Origin of the sequence: Winogradskyella ludwigii (assembly GCF_013403985.1) — a bacterium.
Taxonomy (GTDB): Bacteria; Bacteroidota; Bacteroidia; order Flavobacteriales; family Flavobacteriaceae; genus Winogradskyella; species Winogradskyella ludwigii.
This window is the reverse complement of record NZ_JABFDF010000001.1, coordinates 449,418-466,784: the sequence shown is the minus strand read 5'-3', so window position 1 is coordinate 466,784 and position 17,367 is coordinate 449,418. Positions and strand designations below refer to the sequence as shown.

Here is a 17,367-nt window from a genome sequence, read left to right as displayed (position 1 = left end):
AATTTAAATTATTTATTAGTCCATTATTTTTATTCGAATAAACGAATTCATGTTAATGAACGTATTTAAAATTGTACTTATGGTATTAAAAGTTACACATAGAGCCTTTGAGGCTAAGACAGCTAATGTATTTTTATTAGTTGCATTTCTTTTTTCAACTCTCAGCGTTTTTTCTCAAACAATTACAAGTGTTATCCCAACCCGTATTACTAGTGGTTCGGAGGTGACAGTTCTTGGAACTGGTTTTCTTTCTGTAGATGTTAATGATGTGGCTATTACAGATATTCTTATTGAACCGGGAAGTGTTGAAATTGTTTCAGATACGGAAATTATCTTCACGATCAGTAATGTATATATTACTACATCAGGTGGTGTTTTGGTTACGCTTCCAACGGGTGGGAACAATGATGATATTGAAGATCAGTTAGGAAAAAGCCTTACGATAGGGAATGGTAGTGGGAGTGTTCCTATTATTGCGTCAGATCTTATAGATTACATTAAGCCAACACTTAAGGAATATCGGAATGACAGCGAAATTGAGATAGACGAGATATTTACAGATTGGGATTATAATGGTAATGGCTACTATAGGTCAAATTGGTGGGATAATGCAGATGAGTCAACTTATCCCAGTGATAGACATGATTTGTTGGCTTTTACAATTGATGGAGTTACTTATTCAACCGGAGTTAATGATGCTTTGTTAGATTTAAAATCGATAAGTTATACAGCTCAAAATTATCAAGCTTATTCTACTAATGGTATTACAGGGTTTCCGCACAGGGATAATTATCTTTTAATGGCAGATGAAATAGATGGCGCTATTGATGCCACTATTTTAAATGCTCAAGTAAGTGCCACGGCTTATGATGTTATAATTGATGGTGTAAACGGTCTAGATTTGGGTACGGGAATTGCTAATTTCAATAAAGAGGCGAGTGTTAGGTTTTTTAGTGGTAATGGTATTTTTGGGGCCGTAAATGATAATATACCAGATTTAGTGATCACTCAAATAGCGAATTCAAATGGTAACTTAACTGATGTCTATTATTATGCTGATCTAGATGGTAATATCATAGGTAGACCTGTTAGGTTAAGAATAGATTCTGAAGCAGATAGGCTTTTTAAGTGGGGTTTGGATTTGTATAATATGAATAATTCAGTGCCATATGACATATCTTACCCTACGAGTACTGCTTTTCAAGGGGGGTTAAAAAGATTATTTCGAATGGTCGGACTTAAATTGAGCGATTTTGAAATTGATAATAATTCTGCTGGTACTAATTATATTGGAGATATAAATAATATCAATATGTTAGCAGGAGGCTCAGCGGATATGGCTTTTATGGCTTATAATAAATCGGCTTTTGATATAAAATCTCCTAAAATTGATAAATTCCCATTATCTCGTAATATTTGTAGGTTAGATACTAATAATTCTATTGAGTTTAGTGCACTCGGAGTGATTGAGGGAGGAGCTACTTTGTCTCCAGTTGATCCAAATGAAACTATAGAGTATCAATGGTACAAGGATTATGTAGCAATAGCAGGCGAAACATCGAGTAGTTATACATTGTCGGGAGTAATTAGTTCAAGTGACCTAGGTAGCTATAAAGTAAGAGTGTCAAATGGTTATGGTGCTGTAGATTTGCCTTTTACCTTAAAGGAAGGAGGAACACCAACGTTTTGGAATGGTACTACTTGGGAGCTTCCACCTGCATTTATTACAGCAGGAATAACGGTTGATGATGATGAACGTAACTTAATCTTCAATGAAGACTATAATGAAGATGTAGATTTAGAAGGTTGTGATTGTCGTGTGCTAAGAGATCGGGAAGTTACTATAAAGGAGGGTAAAACACTTAAGCTTTATAAAGAGCTTGTGGTAGAACAAGATTTAGACATATATGACGAAAATAATATTTATGTAGAAACCATACCTGCAGGTCAAATAACTTTTAAAGATGATGCAAGTTTGGTGCAAACTAAAGCTGTAATAACAAATGCAAATAGCGGAGCCATTGTATTTGAGAGAGCTACAGAAAACCTGAACATTTCAGATTATATTTATTGGTCTTCACCTGTGGATGGTTTCGATATTGGACACGTTCCGGGATCGAATTCATATAGTTGGGATGTAAATGCAATAAATAGTTTCGGAACAAGAGGAAATTGGAGTGCGGCATCGGCATCGATGGATACAGGTATTGGTTATATAAAGCGAGTGCCTTCAGATGTTGATTTTGTAACAAGTTTTGTGGGAGTGCCAAATAATGGTGCTATCAATGTTGTAGTTGAAAAATCTGATGATTCAGGTAGGCCAGATCCAGAAGATAGTCATTGGAATTTAATCGGGAATCCGTATCCGTCGTCTATAGATGCAAGTACATTTCTAGCTGCAAATGTTAATTTAGAAGGAAATGTGCAAATATGGACTAGAGGTGAGGGTATTATTAGAGATAACTCTTCTGCAGATCCTTATTACCAAGATTTCGGGTATAATTATGGTGATGAGTATGTTACGTATAATGGTATGGGCGCTACTCCTGAAGGTTTTGATGGTAAGATTGCGTCAGGACAAGGATTTTTCGTACAAGTTTTAGATTCATCACCGGCAACATCTAATGTTGTTTTTAATAACGCAATGCGATATGACGGTGCAGAAGAAACTTATGATAATAGTCAATTTTATAGGTCAGGTAATTCAGAGGTGAATACTGACGGAGAGGTTGAAAAACAGTTAATTTGGCTAGGGCTAGTTGATGAAAGTAATACGTCTAAAGTCGCGCTTGTAGGTTATGCTGATGGTGCAACAAATGGCATTGATCGTTTGTATGACGCCCAAAAAATCGGTGAAGGTATGAGTATTTACTCTGTATTAGAAGATAAGAATATGATCATCCAAGGGCGTTCTTACCCTTTTGAAGGTAGTGACACAATAGCTATAGGTGTTGAGTTGCCTGAAGATGGTATTTTTAAAATTGCTATTGATAACGTAAAAGGAAGTGTTTTTGAAAATGATGAACAAGGAATTTATTTAGAAGATACTTACCTTAATGTTGTGCATGACTTAAGAGATACTCCATATAGTTTCACTGGTGTTGAAGGTGTTATCAATGATAGATTTGTTTTAAGATATACGCCAAGTCAATTACTCTCTGTTGCTGAGCAGACTGAACTAGACGTTTTTATGTATATAAAGGACAAAAGATTGTACGTGAAATCATTAACAGATATTGAGTCTATAGTGTTGTTTGATATTACAGGGAAACAAGTCGCAACTTACAAATTAGATAAAAATGTTAGCCGTGAATTTAACACGTCATTTCAATATCCGAGAGGAGCTTATATGGCGCTTCTCAAAATGGAAAGCGGTTTTACGGTAGGAAAAAAAATAATGAATTAATTATAGATTTTACTTTTTCTAACTAACATTATATTTAAAACAAAAATTTTGTTATTTATTGTGACTTTTACTTAATAAAGGGTTCTAAATAATAAAGAATAGATTTTTAAAATTTTAAAACGTCCAAACTTACTATTAAACATTGACAGAAGGCCAAAAGGGGGTAATGTCAGAAAATTAAAACTTATGAAAAAAAATACAATTAATTTTATTAAGACGATTAAGTCGTTTAAAACCTTTGCCATTATAGCATTTTTAATGTGTAGTGGTGGTTTGTTCGCTCAAGCAATTACGGATGTGTTTCCAACTAGAGTGACTAAAAAATCAGAAATTACTCTAATTGGTAGTAACTTTTCTGAAACTACAGCTATTACTGTAAATGGTATCTCTATTGGTAATGTTACATTAGTTAGCTCAACAGAAATGACTTTTGAAATCACTCAAGAGGGATCGGTTGATGTTATTGGTAATATTTTAGTTGGTGGTGTTGCCTCTGCTTTTAATGTTGAGTATGTAGTTCCAACTGAAAAAGAATTAAAAAATGGGCCAACAAGTAATATTACTAAAATCACCGAAATTTTCACAACGCACAATGGATTTTGGAGATCTTCTGAATATAAAAACAATCCTAATGGTGTAGGTCAATGGCCTAATAATAATCACGATTTATTAGCTTTTACTTATGACAGTGTAACATACTCTACAGGAGTTAATGATCAATTATTGACAGATAATGGTGTTGTGTTTAGTGAGCAATTATTCTTTGCTTATACTACTGACGGTGTGTCTGGTAATACACATGCTTTAAATTATTTAGCAACAGGAGATATGATTGATGGTGAAACTAATGAAGGGTTAGCTATAACCTCAGAAAATATTTTAGGAACTACGGTTTATGATGCTATTACTGATGGTGTGAACGGATTAGATTTAGGAACAGGGATAACAAATTTTAATCAAACGGCTGATGTTCAATTTTTCAGTAGTGGTGGAAATTTAGGTTCAATTAATGATGCAATACCTGATTTTTTAGTAACGCAAATTGCAAGTGCTGGTAGCACAGATATATATTATTATGCAGATGCCTCAGGAAATGTTGTAGGAAGACCTATAGAGCTAAGTATTAGGGAAGAAGCTGGAAGTGATGGTGATGCCTTATTGTCTTTTTGGAGGTTAGATCTTTATAATTTCCCAAATAGTACAAATTACGGTGTAGCAACTCCGACTACAAGGGCTTTTGGTTCAGATGAAAGACGACCATTACGTATGGCTGCTTTAAAAATGGATGAGTTTGGAATTGATGTTAATAATGTGAGTGATATTAACAATATCAATATGGTTGCAGGTGGAACATCTGATTTGGCTTTTTTAGCATATAATAGAGGGTCTTTTGATATAAAGACACCTGTATTTACGCAGTTTCCAGTTTCGAGATATATTTGTAGATTTCCTAATAGTTCAGTAATTACCTTTTCAGCTACTGCAGAGCTTTCAGGTCCAGCAACTGGTGATCCTTTGGAAACATTATCATATCAATGGTATAAATATAATACACTTATTCCAGGTGCGACTAATAGTACTTACACTTTGACAGGTGCTATTCAATCCTCTGATTTTGGTACTTATAAGGTGAAAATTTCTAATGGTTATGGAGCGGTTGTTGCTCCGGTAAGATTAATTGAGGGAGGTACACCTACTTATTGGGATGGTGTTGAATGGACACTTCCTCCAGCTTATGCTAACTTAGGAATCACGGTGACTGATACGGAAAGAGAATTGGTGTTTTCGCAAGATTTTAATCAAGAAACTGGTGTTTTGGAAGGTTGTAGTTGTAATGTTCCGGAAGGAAGTAATGTGATATTTGAAGCCAATACAACTCTTAAACTTTATAATGAGGTTAAAGTTGAGAATGGTGGAACTTTAACATTTGAAAGTGATGCGAGCTTAATTCAAACAAGAGATGTTGGTGCTAATAATGTTAACAGTGGTTCGATTATTTCGAAACGTGAACTTTTTAGTGCGGTTTCTGGTGATTTTAGTTTTTGGTCAGGGCCTGTGAGTTCATTTAGTGTGAATTTTGTTACTGCGCCGTATGTTCCATCCGCTTTTGTTTATAATGTAAATACTACGAATACTGAAGGTACTGCTGGTGATTGGGTTTCAGCTAGTGGCTCAATGGTAAGTGGTAAGGGTTATCTTGTAGATGTCCCAAGTGCATTTGTGTCGTCGGGATTCACAGCGGCATTCGAAGGTACTGCGACTAACGGATTAGTTAATATCGATGTCCTTAAGTCCCCTACAGCAACTGAGCCAGTTGAAGAATTAAGACATTGGAATTTGATTGGTAATCCTTATCCATCAGCATTAAATGTTGAAGAATTTTTAACTGCAAACACATCATTGGAAGGTAACGTAAGATTTTGGGCGAACTCAGGAACAAGTAATACTGCTATTGCAGGTCAGTTCTATTCAGGAGTCGCTTATGAATATGGTGATGATTACGTAACTTATAATCGTACAGGTTCTGTGCCAGATATGTTTGGTGGAAATCTTGCTTCTGGTCAAGGATTTTTTGTTCAGGTAGATGAAAGTGCAGCGGCAACTTCTCAAGTTACTTTTGAAAACGTAATGCGTTATGATGATGCTGAGATTGCTTATGATAATTCACAATTTGTACAAACTAATGAGTCAAGTAGTGTAACAGGTAGTTCTAGCAACCAATTGGTTTGGTTAAGCTTAGTGGATAATACAAATACATCATCTTTAGCACTTGTAGGTTATGTAAATGGTGCAACAAATGGAAACGATAGAATGTATGATGCATTTTCGGATGGTAGTCCAATGCGTATTTATTCAACGATAGGAACTTCAAAAATGGCTATTCAAGGTCGTGCGCTTCCTTTTGATGCTGCAGATTTAGTACCATTAGGTGTTGATTTGCCATCGGATGGTACATTTACTATAGGGATTGATCAAGTAAAAGGTGATTTATTTCAAACGTCCGCTCAAGGGATTTATCTTGAAGATGTATTGTTAGATGTTGTTCATGATTTAAGAGCACAGCCATATAGCTTTACTGGTATCGAAGGGTCAACTTTAGATCGTTTTATTTTGAGATATACTCCTGCACCGCTTTCAGTTGATGAGTTTGATCTTTCTAGCACATATGCATTTGTAAAAGATAACGAGTTAAATATAAATTCATCAAGCAGTATTAAAGAGGTTACAGTTTATGACCTTACGGGTAAGCAGATTGTCGTTTATACTCCAGATGTTATTGATACTAGCTTTACAACGCCTTTTAACTTTTCTAAAGGGATGTACCTTGCGGTAATTAAGGTTGGAGAAGGAAACGAAATAGAAGTAACTAAAAAAATTATGAATTAGAAAGGCTTTTATTCTTCTAATATATAGAAATGCTGTCAGAATTTATTCTGGCAGCATTTTTTTTATTTAATAGTATAACTATGTTACTACCATTAAGTAAGCTTATGTAATTGTAGATATTGCATTCAGTTTTATATTAAAATGTAACTTTTAGTTAAGTTTATATCAATAGTTGACTTTATTTATAATGACTATAAATAAAAAAGATGTTTTAATATGAAAATTATTTGAGCAATAATTCGTAAATTCGCACGGATTTTTTAGATAACTAATCTTTAATAGATATGTCAAAAGACATCAAAATAAACAAAGGTTTGGACATAAAGCTTGTCGGTGTAGCCGAAAAAGCAATAGAGAATGCTATTATTAGTAATTCTTATTCCATAAAGCCTGAAGACTTTCATAGTGTAATACCAAAACTTGTAGCAAAAGAAGGAACTCTTGTAAAAGCGGGCGAAACTTTATTTTACAATAAGGACAATGAAGCTATGAAATTTGTATCGCCTGTTTCGGGTGAAATAACAGAAGTACAACGTGGAGCGAGACGTCGAATAGATGCTGTTAAGATTACAGCAGATAAGACTCAGACATTCCTAGATCATGGTAAATTTGATTTAGCGTCGGATGCTGAAAAAACTAAAGCACATTTATTAGCAACTGGTTGTTGGGCTTTTATTAAGCAACGTCCATACGATGTTATAGCAAAAGCGGATAGCACACCAAAGGCTATTTTTGTTTCTGGATATGCAAGTGCACCTTTGGCGGCAGATTTGGATTATACTTTATCTAGTAAAGAAGCAGAATTACAGGCAGCAGTAACCGCATTATCTAAATTTACAGATGGTGGAGTTCATATTTCTGTCGGAAAAAATTCTAATTCACCTTTAGCAAACTTACAAAACGCGATAACTCATAAAGTTTCTGGGCCACATCCATCTGGTAATGTTGGGACATTAATTAATAAAGTGAATCCTGTTAATAAAGGAGAAACAGTTTGGACAATAAACGCACAAGATTTAGTGATTATTGGAGAGTTGTTACTTACAGGTAAATTTAATGCCGAGCGTATAATTGCGCTTGCAGGATCTTCTGTTAAGAAGCCAAGGTATTTTAAAACAAAGTTAGGTTCTGAAATCGCCACTATGATTTATGATAATGGCGTTGAAAGAGATGGTAATGATCGTATTATTTCAGGAAATGTTTTAACTGGGAAACAAGTAAAGCCTGATGGTTATTTAGACTATTATAGTAATGTTATTACAGTGATTCCTGAGGGTGATGATTATGAATTATTTGGATGGAATAAGCCAGTATTTAATAAGATATCGACATCTAGAGCATTAACTTTTTCTTGGTTAAGCCCTAAGAAAAAATACGATTTAAATACTAATACAAACGGTGAACATCGTGCATTTGTAACTACAGGTACTTACGAAGAAGTATTTCCTTTGGATATTTATCCAATGCAGATATTAAAAGCTTGTATGTATAAAGATTTAGATGAAATGGAAGCTTTAGGAATGTACGAAGTTGCACCTGAGGATTTTGCATTAACAGAATTTGTATGTGTATCTAAACAACCACATCAAAAAATTATAAGAGAAGGATTAGACTTAATGCTAAAAGAGATAGGATAATGGGTTTAAAACAAAATTTACATAATTTTAAGGAAAAGAATAAAGACAAAAAATGGTTGCCTGCATTTTCTGCAATACATACATTTTTATTCTTGCCTAATGAGACCACGCATAATGGAACTCATATAAAAGCAGCCGATGATTTAAAAAGAACAATGAACACTGTTATTATGGCAATGGTTCCTTGTTTGATCTTTGGGATGTTTAACGCTGGTTATCAGCATCATTTAGCTTTTGGAGAGATTCAACAGGCAACAGGTGGATTCTTAAGTGCCGAGTTTTGGACTTTAGATAATTTCTCTGTTGGTTTTTGGAAAGTAATTCCATTAGTCGTTGTGTCTTACGTTGTTGGTTTAGCAATTGAGATTTTATTCGCAATTAAAAATAGCCACGAAGTAGAAGAAGGGTATTTAGTAACAGGAATGTTAGTGCCACTTATTGTACCAATTGATACACCTCTATGGATGTTAGCGGTTGCTGTTGCTTTTGGAGTTGTCATAGGTAAAGAAGTATTTGGAGGGACAGGGATGAATATACTTAATCCTGCCTTAACGATTAGAGCCTTTTTATTCTTTGCATATCCAACTTGGATGTCAGGAGATAAAGTTTGGGTACATGGAGCTGTAGAACGTGATCAGATGATTGCTGCAGGACAAAATGTAGATGCTATTTCAGGTGAAACGATATTAGGTTCATTAGCACAAGGTAAAGAAGTTGCTTATTCTGTTTGGGATATGTTTTACGGAATTATTCCAGGTTCAGTTGGAGAAACATCAACACTTTTAATCTTGTTAGGAGGGTTATTCTTAATCTTCGCTAAAATTGGAAGTTGGAGAATTATGTTATCATCTGTTGTAGGTGCCTTAATTATGGGCTTAATTTTTAATGGTCTTGTTAGTGCAGAAGTTATTTCAGAAGGAAGTAAATTCTACGGATTAATGAGCACAGAATTCTGGCAGCATTTACTAATTGGGGGTTTTGCCTTTGGTACGGTGTTTATGGCAACGGATCCTGTAACAGCATCACAAACAAATAAAGGGAAATTGATATATGGTTTCTTAATAGGATTTCTTTCTATTATGATTCGTGTATTCAATCCAGCATATCCAGAAGGTGTTATGTTAGCCATTCTATTAATGAATGTATTTGCACCAACAATTGACCATTATGTGGTTCAAGGAAATGTGAAGAAAAGAATGAAACGTTTAAAAGCTAAAGTTGCATAACGATGGAAAATAGAACAGATAAAAATTCGTACACAATACTATTTGCTATAGGTATGGTATTGATCGTTGGCTCTTTGTTAGCATTTACAGCGTCTTCATTAAAACCTACCATTGCAGAGAATCAGCGAATGGAAAAGCAACAGAATATTCTGTATGCAATGGGAGTTAATGATAATGATGAAAGTAGTGCAACGTTTATTTCAACAGATAAAGTAGCTGATGAATTTTCAAAATATATCAAAAAACAAGTTGTCATTGAAGGTAGTAAATCAACAGAAAATGACCAGGCTTATTTAATTGATGTTAAAAAGGAACAAACAAAAGCAAAAGCAGGTAAAACAAGAAGATTACCTTTATTCGTTGGTGAAAAAGACGGTCAAATGTTTTATATAGCGCCAATTAGAGGTAAAGGTTTATGGGATGCGATTTGGGCATACATAGCTTTAGATGAGAATATGGTTGTTCAAGGTGCTTATTTTGATCATAAAGGTGAAACACCTGGATTAGGAGCTAATATTAAGCAACGATTCTTTATGGACGATTTTATTGGAGAGCATTTATTAGACGAGTCAGGTAATTTTAAAGGAATTACTGTTGCAAAAGGTAACGCAGATCCAAAGAATTTAAATAAAACAGATAACGAGGTAGATGCAATTGCAGGAGCAACAATTACTGGTGATGGTGTTACAGCTATGATTAAAAGTGATTTGAAGCTATACGTGCCTTATTTTCAAACTTTAAAACAATAAGCAATGGGACTTATATCAAAAAAAGACGCCAAGTTAATTACAGATCCATTAGCAGACAATAACCCTATTACTATACAGGTATTAGGTATTTGTTCCGCTTTAGCAATTACAGCAGAGCTTAAAGCTTCAATTGTAATGGCTGTTTCAGTATTATTTGTTTTAGGAATTGGTAATGTTGTGATTTCTTTAATGCGAAATATTATTCCTTCAAAAATTAGAATTATTGTTCAATTGGTTGTAGTTGCTGCTTTAGTAATTATTGTTGATCAGGTTTTAAAAGCATTTGCTTACGAGTTAAGTAAAACACTTTCTGTATTTGTTGGATTAATTATTACGAACTGTATTATTATGGGACGTTTCGAAGCTTTTGCTTTAGCAAACAAACCATGGCAATCATTTCTAGATGGTATTGGTAATGCAGCGGGTTATGGCTTAATACTTATAATAGTTGGTTTCTTTAGAGAACTTTTAGGTTCTGGAACTTTATTAGGATTTAAAGTTTTAGGAGACCCTATTGAAAAAACAGGACTTTATGCTATTGGCTATGAAAATAATGGATTTATGTTATTATCACCCATGGCACTAATTGTTGTAGGAATCATTATTTGGATTCAACGTAGTAGAAACAAAGCATTAATAGAAGATTAAATTAGTTAATGGTTATTAGTGTTAGTTAATAGTTTAACTAGCATCGAAATCATACCAACTAAAAAAGAAAATATATGGAACATATAGAATTATTTTTCAAATCGATATTTATAGATAACATGGTATTTGCTACGTTCTTAGGAATGTGTTCTTATCTTGCTGTATCTAAAAAAGTATCTACTGCTGTAGGTTTAGGAGCAGCTGTAATTTTTGTATTGGCAATAACTGTCCCTTTAAACTGGTTGTTAGATCAGTATTTATTACAACCAGGAGCTTTATCTTGGTTAGGTGAGGAGTATGCAGATTATGATTTAAGTTTCTTATCATTTATTATGTTTATTGCAACCATTGCAACAATGGTTCAATTAGTAGAAATAGTAGTCGAGAAATTTTCACCATCATTATATAATTCACTAGGTATCTTTTTACCTTTAATTGCTGTAAACTGTGCTATTTTAGGAGGGTCATTATTTATGCAGTCTCGTGAAATTGCCACTTTAGGATTAGCTACAACTTACGGTGTTGGTTCTGGTATTGGTTGGTTTTTAGCAATTTTAGCAATTGCTGCTATTCGTGAGAAAATCAGATACTCTAACGTACCACCAGCTTTACGTGGATTAGGAATCACCTTTATTATCACAGGTTTAATGGCTATTGGTTTTATGAGCTTTGGAGGAATGTTAACAGGTGGTGATGACGAAGTGAAAAAAGAAGATACAACTGCTCAAGTTGAAGCAGCGAAGAAAATAGAAGAAACAAAAGCATTAGCTGATAACACAATTAAAGTAATTGAGTAATATGATTTTATTAGCAGCAAGTACAACAGGAACAATATTAGCAACAGTAGTCGCGTTTTTAATAATTACGTTATTATTAGTTGGACTATTATTATTTGTTAAACAGAAACTTTCTCCATCAGGTCCTGTAAAGATTACCATTAATGGTGAACGTGAAATTGAAGTAGGTTCTGGAGATAGTTTACTAACGACTTTAGGAGCACAAAAAATATTCTTACCATCTGCATGTGGTGGTGGTGGAACATGTATTCAGTGTGAATGTCATGTTATTAATGGTGGGGGTGAAGCTTTACCTACAGAAACACCACATTTTAGTAGAACAGAATTACAACATGGTGCACGTTTAGCTTGCCAAGTAAAGGTAAAGCAAGACATGGAAATTACTATTCCTGAAGAGATTTTTGGAATTAAGAAATGGGAAGCAACTGTGGTATCTAATTTCAACGTAGCGACATTTATTAAAGAATTTATTGTAGAGATACCAGAAGATATGGGTTACAAAGCTGGTGGTTATATCCAGATTGAAATTCCTGAAACTACAGTTAATTATTCTGAAATGGATGTTACAGCACATCCTGAAGATCACCCTGGGGAGCCAGATAAATTTAAGCCAGATTGGGAAAAATTTGGATTATGGCCTTTAGTAATGAAAAATACTGAAACAGTTGAGAGAGCTTATTCAATGGCATCTTATCCTGCAGAAGGTAGAAAAATTATGTTGAATGTACGTATTGCAACTCCTCCTTTTGATCGAGCCAAAGGCGGTTGGATGGATGTTAATCCAGGTATTGCATCGTCTTACATATTTAATCAGAAGCCAGGAGATAAAGTGGTAATCTCTGGACCTTATGGTGAATTCTTTATCAACGAGTCTGAAGCAGAAATGTTATACGTTGGTGGTGGAGCAGGTATGGCACCAATGCGTTCACATTTATATCAATTATTTAGAACCTTAAAAACAGGTCGTAAAGTAACATATTGGTATGGTGGTCGTTCTAAAGCCGAATTGTTTTACATTCATTATTTTAGAGCATTAGAAAAAGATTTTCCAAACTTTAAATTTTACATTGCATTATCAGATCCTACAGAGGCTGATAACTGGAAAGTTAAGACTGATGTAAATGACGAAGCTGGAGATGGTTTTACAGGTTTTATACACCAAGTAGTAATAGACCAGTATTTATCTAAACACGATGCACCAGAAGATCTAGAATTGTATTTCTGTGGACCTCCTTTAATGAATCAAGCGGTTCAGAAAATGGGTGAAGACTTTGGAATGGATGATGAGAATATTAGATTTGATGACTTTGGAGGATAGAATTCCTTTGAAAAAAGAACCTTATAGTAGAAATTATAAATTATAAAAAAAGCCAATACATTTAATGTATTGGCTTTTTTAATTTATCAGTATTATTTTCTAAATCATGGTATGTTGTTGGTTTGCGATATCAAAATTAAATAATATGGAACAATCCATAATATTATTTATACCATCTAAAATGCAAAGTTGAGCTACAACGTCACTTAAACCATTAAACAAGATAGTCTTATTGATGTTTTTAGGTCTATATAAGCGTTGTTTAGTTGTAAAGTGATAACCACATCCTTTTAGAAATGCAATTTCAATTTGAAGTAACTGTGTAGGAGAATACCCATTAAACTGTTTGCCTAAATTTTGGTGCACTAAACCAATGTAATTTAATTGTAAGGATCCATGTTTATCTGTAAAATATTTCCAAGATTCATTGTTGTCTAGAATATTTCCAACGGCACATTGTTTACAATCTTCTGGATTTAACGAGCCATTATGAAAGGCATTGTATAATTTTAGAATAGCATTTTCAAAACGAATTGAAGTTGTCATAGTTATACCCTTTATCTTTTAAAGACTTAAGATACAATAAAATAACGTTATGTTCCACGTTATGCATTAAGACAATGCATTATTGAGGTTTTTACTCTTGTAGTTCTTCTTCTAAGATTCCTTTTAGAGTCTCTATAGAAATTGGTTTTATAATATAATTAGATATGTTTTTATAGCGCTTTGCACGATTTAAGTCTACAGGATCAATAGAAGAACTTACAATGTAGATCGTAATCGACTTATGAGCTTCAATCTTAATAAACTCGTCTAAAAACTCCCATCCATCCATTATTGGCATGTTGATATCTAACAATATAATATCAGGAATGTCCTTACCATTGAGCATTATGGGTTTTAATTGATTAATAGCTTCTTGTCCATTTTTAAAAACCATGAATGATTTACAAAAATTTGATAACTCCATCATTCTTTTTGCACCAAAAATAAATATGGGATCATCATCGATGATACATGCTACGTCAATTTTACTCATGTTTTTTTAAATGTATATAAAAGGTTGTACCTTCATTAACTTTACTTTCTACTTCAATTTTTCCGCCTATGGCTTCTACTTGATTTTTAGTTATAAATAATCCTAAACCGCGAGAATCATCATGTTTATGAAATGTTTTATACATGCCAAATAGCTTTTCGCCGTATTTTTCTAAATCAATACCTTGGCCATGATCTTTAATTTCTAAAACAACAAAGTCATTTACAATATTAGTGTTTATTTCTATGTTAGCGGGCTCATTAGGTTTTTTATATTTTATAGCATTGGTTAAAAAGTTCAATAAAATACTATCTAGATATGCAGGTACTGCTTTTACTAAAATATTAGGATCAATGTTTATAGAAACGGTAGTTTTAGAATCTATAATGAGCGCAGCAATACTTGAATGCGCACGATTAAAGTTTTCTAATAAGTTTAATGGTTCAGTTTTTAAATCCTTTTGAATGTTTATTGCGGCAACTTCGTTTAAGTTTTCTACAGTCTCACCAAGATGACTTACAGCTAAGCCTATTAAAGGAAAAATTTCATTTTCAGTAGTTTCAGGTAAGTCCATTTTTACAATATCTAACAGCATATCTAAATTCCCGTAATGCGATCTTAAATTATGCGAAACAATATGTGCAAAATTTAGTAAGCGCTTATTCTGATCTTCTGTAGTCGCTAATAATTGATCTACTTTTTTACTCGTTTCTTTAATTTTTGTAAGGTCATTAATTTGTGCGACATAATGCAGTGGCTCTCCACTGTCATCTCTAATAATTGATGTAAATAACTGTGCCCAAATGTTTTTTCCTGTTTTACTTATATAGCGTTTTTCTGTCTCGTAATATTCGCGTTGCCCTCTCATCATTTCTATCATGGCTTTTTGACCAATATGAATATCTTCAGGGTGCGTAATAGTTTTAACTGTCATGGTTGATAATTGATCTTTACTGTAGCCCAAAGTTTTACATAAACTTTTATTAACATCAAGCCAATTGCCATTTAAATCTACAATGGCCATACCTACTAAAGTGTTTTCAAACGTCTTTCTTAATTGTTGTTCTTTATAAGCGAGTGCTTTTGTATCTTTTGTTTTTTTATCTATATCTTGAAATAGACCTTGTACTTTAATACATACATTGTTTTTAATTATAGGCATCCCTATCGCTCTTATCCATTTGTCTTTGTTAGTAGGAGTGACAATTTGAAGTTCTACATCAAAATCTTCGTGATTTGAAATGCACTTAGTGAATAAAGTAGAAATAGTATCTCTGCTATAGCCTGTTTTGTAAAAAGAAATACCAGATTCAACATTTGGTGTGAAATCTATTGGTACTTCGTGTATTTTTTTTGTTTCAGAACTCCAATCTAGAGTTTCTAATTCAAGATCAAATTCCCATGTGCCAATAGAGGCATATTTTTGAATAAAATCTAATAGGTTTACTTCATTTTGGTTGGTTGCCTTTGTGACTTGAGAGCTCAAAATATAGGGGGTATTAATTAATAAGGGAACACGAATATAATTTTTAAATTTTAAAACCAAAGATATTTATTCATTTAAATCCGTTTAAAGCCCTTTAAATGTAGGGTTTAGATTACTTTTTTGATTTTGAAATTAAAATAGAGCGATATAATCTTGTTATTTGGTTTTTTTTTATCACATTTAATCCCTGTATTTCGACTACGCTTATTATAAAATTTAGAGAGAATCGTATTGCTATTGTTACTTCGTTTGTTCAACTATTTTAATTCCTTATAATGGTTTATCATTATATTATTACAAAAGAGTTTCTTTTAAAAGCCGAATTAATCCGGAAATCCTACCATAACGAACTATAATTCATTATTCAACATACGAAATATTAAAGGTTTTACGTTTGTTAAAATATGAAGAAAGTTATACTCATCCTTTTTATATGTGCATCTCTTATTGTTTTTGCACTTCAATTTAAACCCGTAGAAAAAGCTGTAGGTATAGTTTCTGCTGTTATTGATACTCCAGGTCTTGTTAATAAGGATAGTTTAACCATTGTATCAAGAGTTAATATTCCTAATGGTTACAAACGTGTTGACTATGCAAAAGGAAGCTTTGAAACATATTTACGCCATTACAAATTGAAAGCCTTTGGAAGCAAAATTATAAATTATGATGATACCAACTATTTTTGGCAAGGAGGTCATATTGGTATTTTAGAAATTTCGGTTCCTAAAAACGGACTGCAACAATGTGCCGATGCATTAATCAGGATAAGAAGCGAATACCTGTGGGATTCTAACAGAAAAGACGAAATAGGTTTCAACTTTACCTCTGGTCATTATTGCTCATGGACAAAATATGCTGATGGTTATAGACCAAAAGTTAATGGTAATAAAGTATCGTTTCATAAAACGGCAAGTGCAAATTCATCTAAAGATAACTTCTATAAATACTTGAATTTAATATACATGTATTCTGGAACTTTGTCACTTTATAACGAATTAGAATCTGTTTCTGCTAAAGATTTAAAAATAGGAGATATGCTCATCAAAGGAGGTTCACCTGGCCATATTGTTATGATTGGAGATGAAGTTGTAAATAAAAATAACGAGAAATTATTTGTACTATTTCAAGGTAATACACCAGCTCAAAGTGTGCATTTGGTTAAGAATTTGGAATACTCAGCGATTTCGCCATGGTATCAATTGGAAGATGATGCTATAATTCTGGTTTCAAATTACACGTTTAGTAGTGCAAAATTTGTACGTTTTAAATAGCAAGTTTGTATCTTTGTTTTATGAGTAAACCTTTAACACCTCAAGAAATTCATAACCTCGCCATGAACCACGTAGGTAAAGACCTAGAAGCTCGTGGTTTTGAATTTGTAGCTATTAATAGCACACTAAAACGGCATCCACAATTTGTTTGTATAGATAAAAATAGTCAATACTTTTTTGTGGTTGTTAGAGCTGTGATTTTGCCTGAAAACCCAAATAACTATGATGTTGTTTGGATGGAGACATTCAAAAAACATGCTTACGAGAAAGATGCAAAAGTATTATATGCTGGAGTTGGGTTGGGCAATCCTAAAGGTGAAGATTTACCTATTCATTTAAATGAAGACTACTTAATTGAATACAATGGTATACAAGTATTAGAAATGAATTTAAATTAATTAAT

At 33.2% G+C, this 17,367-nt stretch carries 13 protein-coding genes; 10 read left to right on the top strand and 3 right to left on the bottom strand.

The genetic code is table 11. From position 1 onward, the window contains the following. The first annotated feature begins 55 nt into the window (after positions 1–55). The 8 genes from HM981_RS02000 to nqrF all read left to right on the top strand — a co-directional run bounded on the left by HM981_RS02000 (position 56) and on the right by nqrF (position 13,168). Positions 56–3,406 (top strand): hypothetical protein, encoded by a 3,351-nt coding sequence (locus tag HM981_RS02000; RefSeq protein WP_179336913.1) that lies wholly within the window; start codon positions 56–58, stop codon positions 3,404–3,406. Between the two features lie 186 nt (positions 3,407–3,592). Then, positions 3,593–6,793 carry a T9SS type A sorting domain-containing protein gene (locus HM981_RS01995; RefSeq protein WP_179336912.1) on the top strand — a complete coding sequence of 1,067 codons (3,201 nt, stop codon included), beginning with the start codon at positions 3,593–3,595 and terminating at the stop codon, positions 6,791–6,793. 284 nt (positions 6,794–7,077) lie between these two features. Further along, positions 7,078–8,430, top strand: a complete 1,353-nt coding sequence (locus tag HM981_RS01990) for a Na(+)-translocating NADH-quinone reductase subunit A (protein ID WP_179336911.1) — start codon at positions 7,078–7,080, stop codon at positions 8,428–8,430. Next, complete coding sequence (locus tag HM981_RS01985) at positions 8,430–9,656, top strand: NADH:ubiquinone reductase (Na(+)-transporting) subunit B (RefSeq protein WP_179336910.1); 1,227 nt, start codon at positions 8,430–8,432, stop codon at positions 9,654–9,656. Before HM981_RS01990 ends, HM981_RS01985 begins: the two co-directional genes overlap by 1 nt. Before the next feature lie 2 nt (positions 9,657–9,658). Then, the gene (locus HM981_RS01980) at positions 9,659–10,405 is read left to right on the top strand and encodes a Na(+)-translocating NADH-quinone reductase subunit C (RefSeq protein ID WP_179336909.1); all 747 of its coding nucleotides are present in this window, start codon (positions 9,659–9,661) and stop codon (positions 10,403–10,405) included. A gap of 3 nt (positions 10,406–10,408) precedes the next feature. Beyond that, positions 10,409–11,053, top strand: coding sequence for an NADH:ubiquinone reductase (Na(+)-transporting) subunit D (locus HM981_RS01975; RefSeq protein WP_179336908.1), 645 nt, complete (start codon positions 10,409–10,411; stop codon positions 11,051–11,053). A gap of 74 nt (positions 11,054–11,127) precedes the next feature. Beyond that, entirely contained in the window at positions 11,128–11,850 is a 723-nt protein-coding gene (gene nqrE / locus HM981_RS01970; protein WP_179336907.1) for an NADH:ubiquinone reductase (Na(+)-transporting) subunit E, read from the top strand. A 4-nt stretch (positions 11,851–11,854) separates the two neighbouring features. Next, complete coding sequence (gene nqrF / locus HM981_RS01965; RefSeq protein WP_179337657.1) at positions 11,855–13,168, top strand: NADH:ubiquinone reductase (Na(+)-transporting) subunit F; 1,314 nt, start codon at positions 11,855–11,857, stop codon at positions 13,166–13,168. Positions 13,169–13,267: 99 nt separating this feature from the next. Here the strand turns inward: nqrF and HM981_RS01960 are convergent, their stop codons facing one another. From HM981_RS01960 to HM981_RS01950, 3 genes are all read right to left on the bottom strand, one after another. After that, a complete protein-coding gene (locus HM981_RS01960; RefSeq protein ID WP_179336906.1) occupies positions 13,268–13,714 on the bottom strand; it encodes a Na(+)-translocating NADH-quinone reductase subunit F in 447 nt (148 codons plus the stop codon). 91 nt (positions 13,715–13,805) lie between these two features. Then, positions 13,806–14,207, bottom strand: a complete 402-nt coding sequence (locus HM981_RS01955) for a response regulator (protein ID WP_179336905.1) — start codon at positions 14,205–14,207, stop codon at positions 13,806–13,808. Further along, entirely contained in the window at positions 14,200–15,693 is a 1,494-nt protein-coding gene (locus HM981_RS01950) for a sensor histidine kinase (RefSeq protein WP_179336904.1), read from the bottom strand. The genes HM981_RS01955 and HM981_RS01950 overlap by 8 nt, the downstream gene beginning before the upstream one ends. Before the next feature lie 404 nt (positions 15,694–16,097). Between HM981_RS01950 and HM981_RS01945 the strand changes: the two genes are divergently transcribed. Continuing rightward, positions 16,098–16,964, top strand: coding sequence for a DUF4846 domain-containing protein (locus tag HM981_RS01945; RefSeq protein ID WP_179336903.1), 867 nt, complete (start codon positions 16,098–16,100; stop codon positions 16,962–16,964). Between the two features lie 20 nt (positions 16,965–16,984). Continuing rightward, on the top strand, positions 16,985–17,362 hold the full coding sequence (locus tag HM981_RS01940) for a Na(+)-translocating NADH-quinone reductase subunit F (RefSeq protein ID WP_179336902.1): 378 nt from the start codon (positions 16,985–16,987) through the stop codon (positions 17,360–17,362). Positions 17,363–17,367 lie beyond the last annotated feature (5 nt).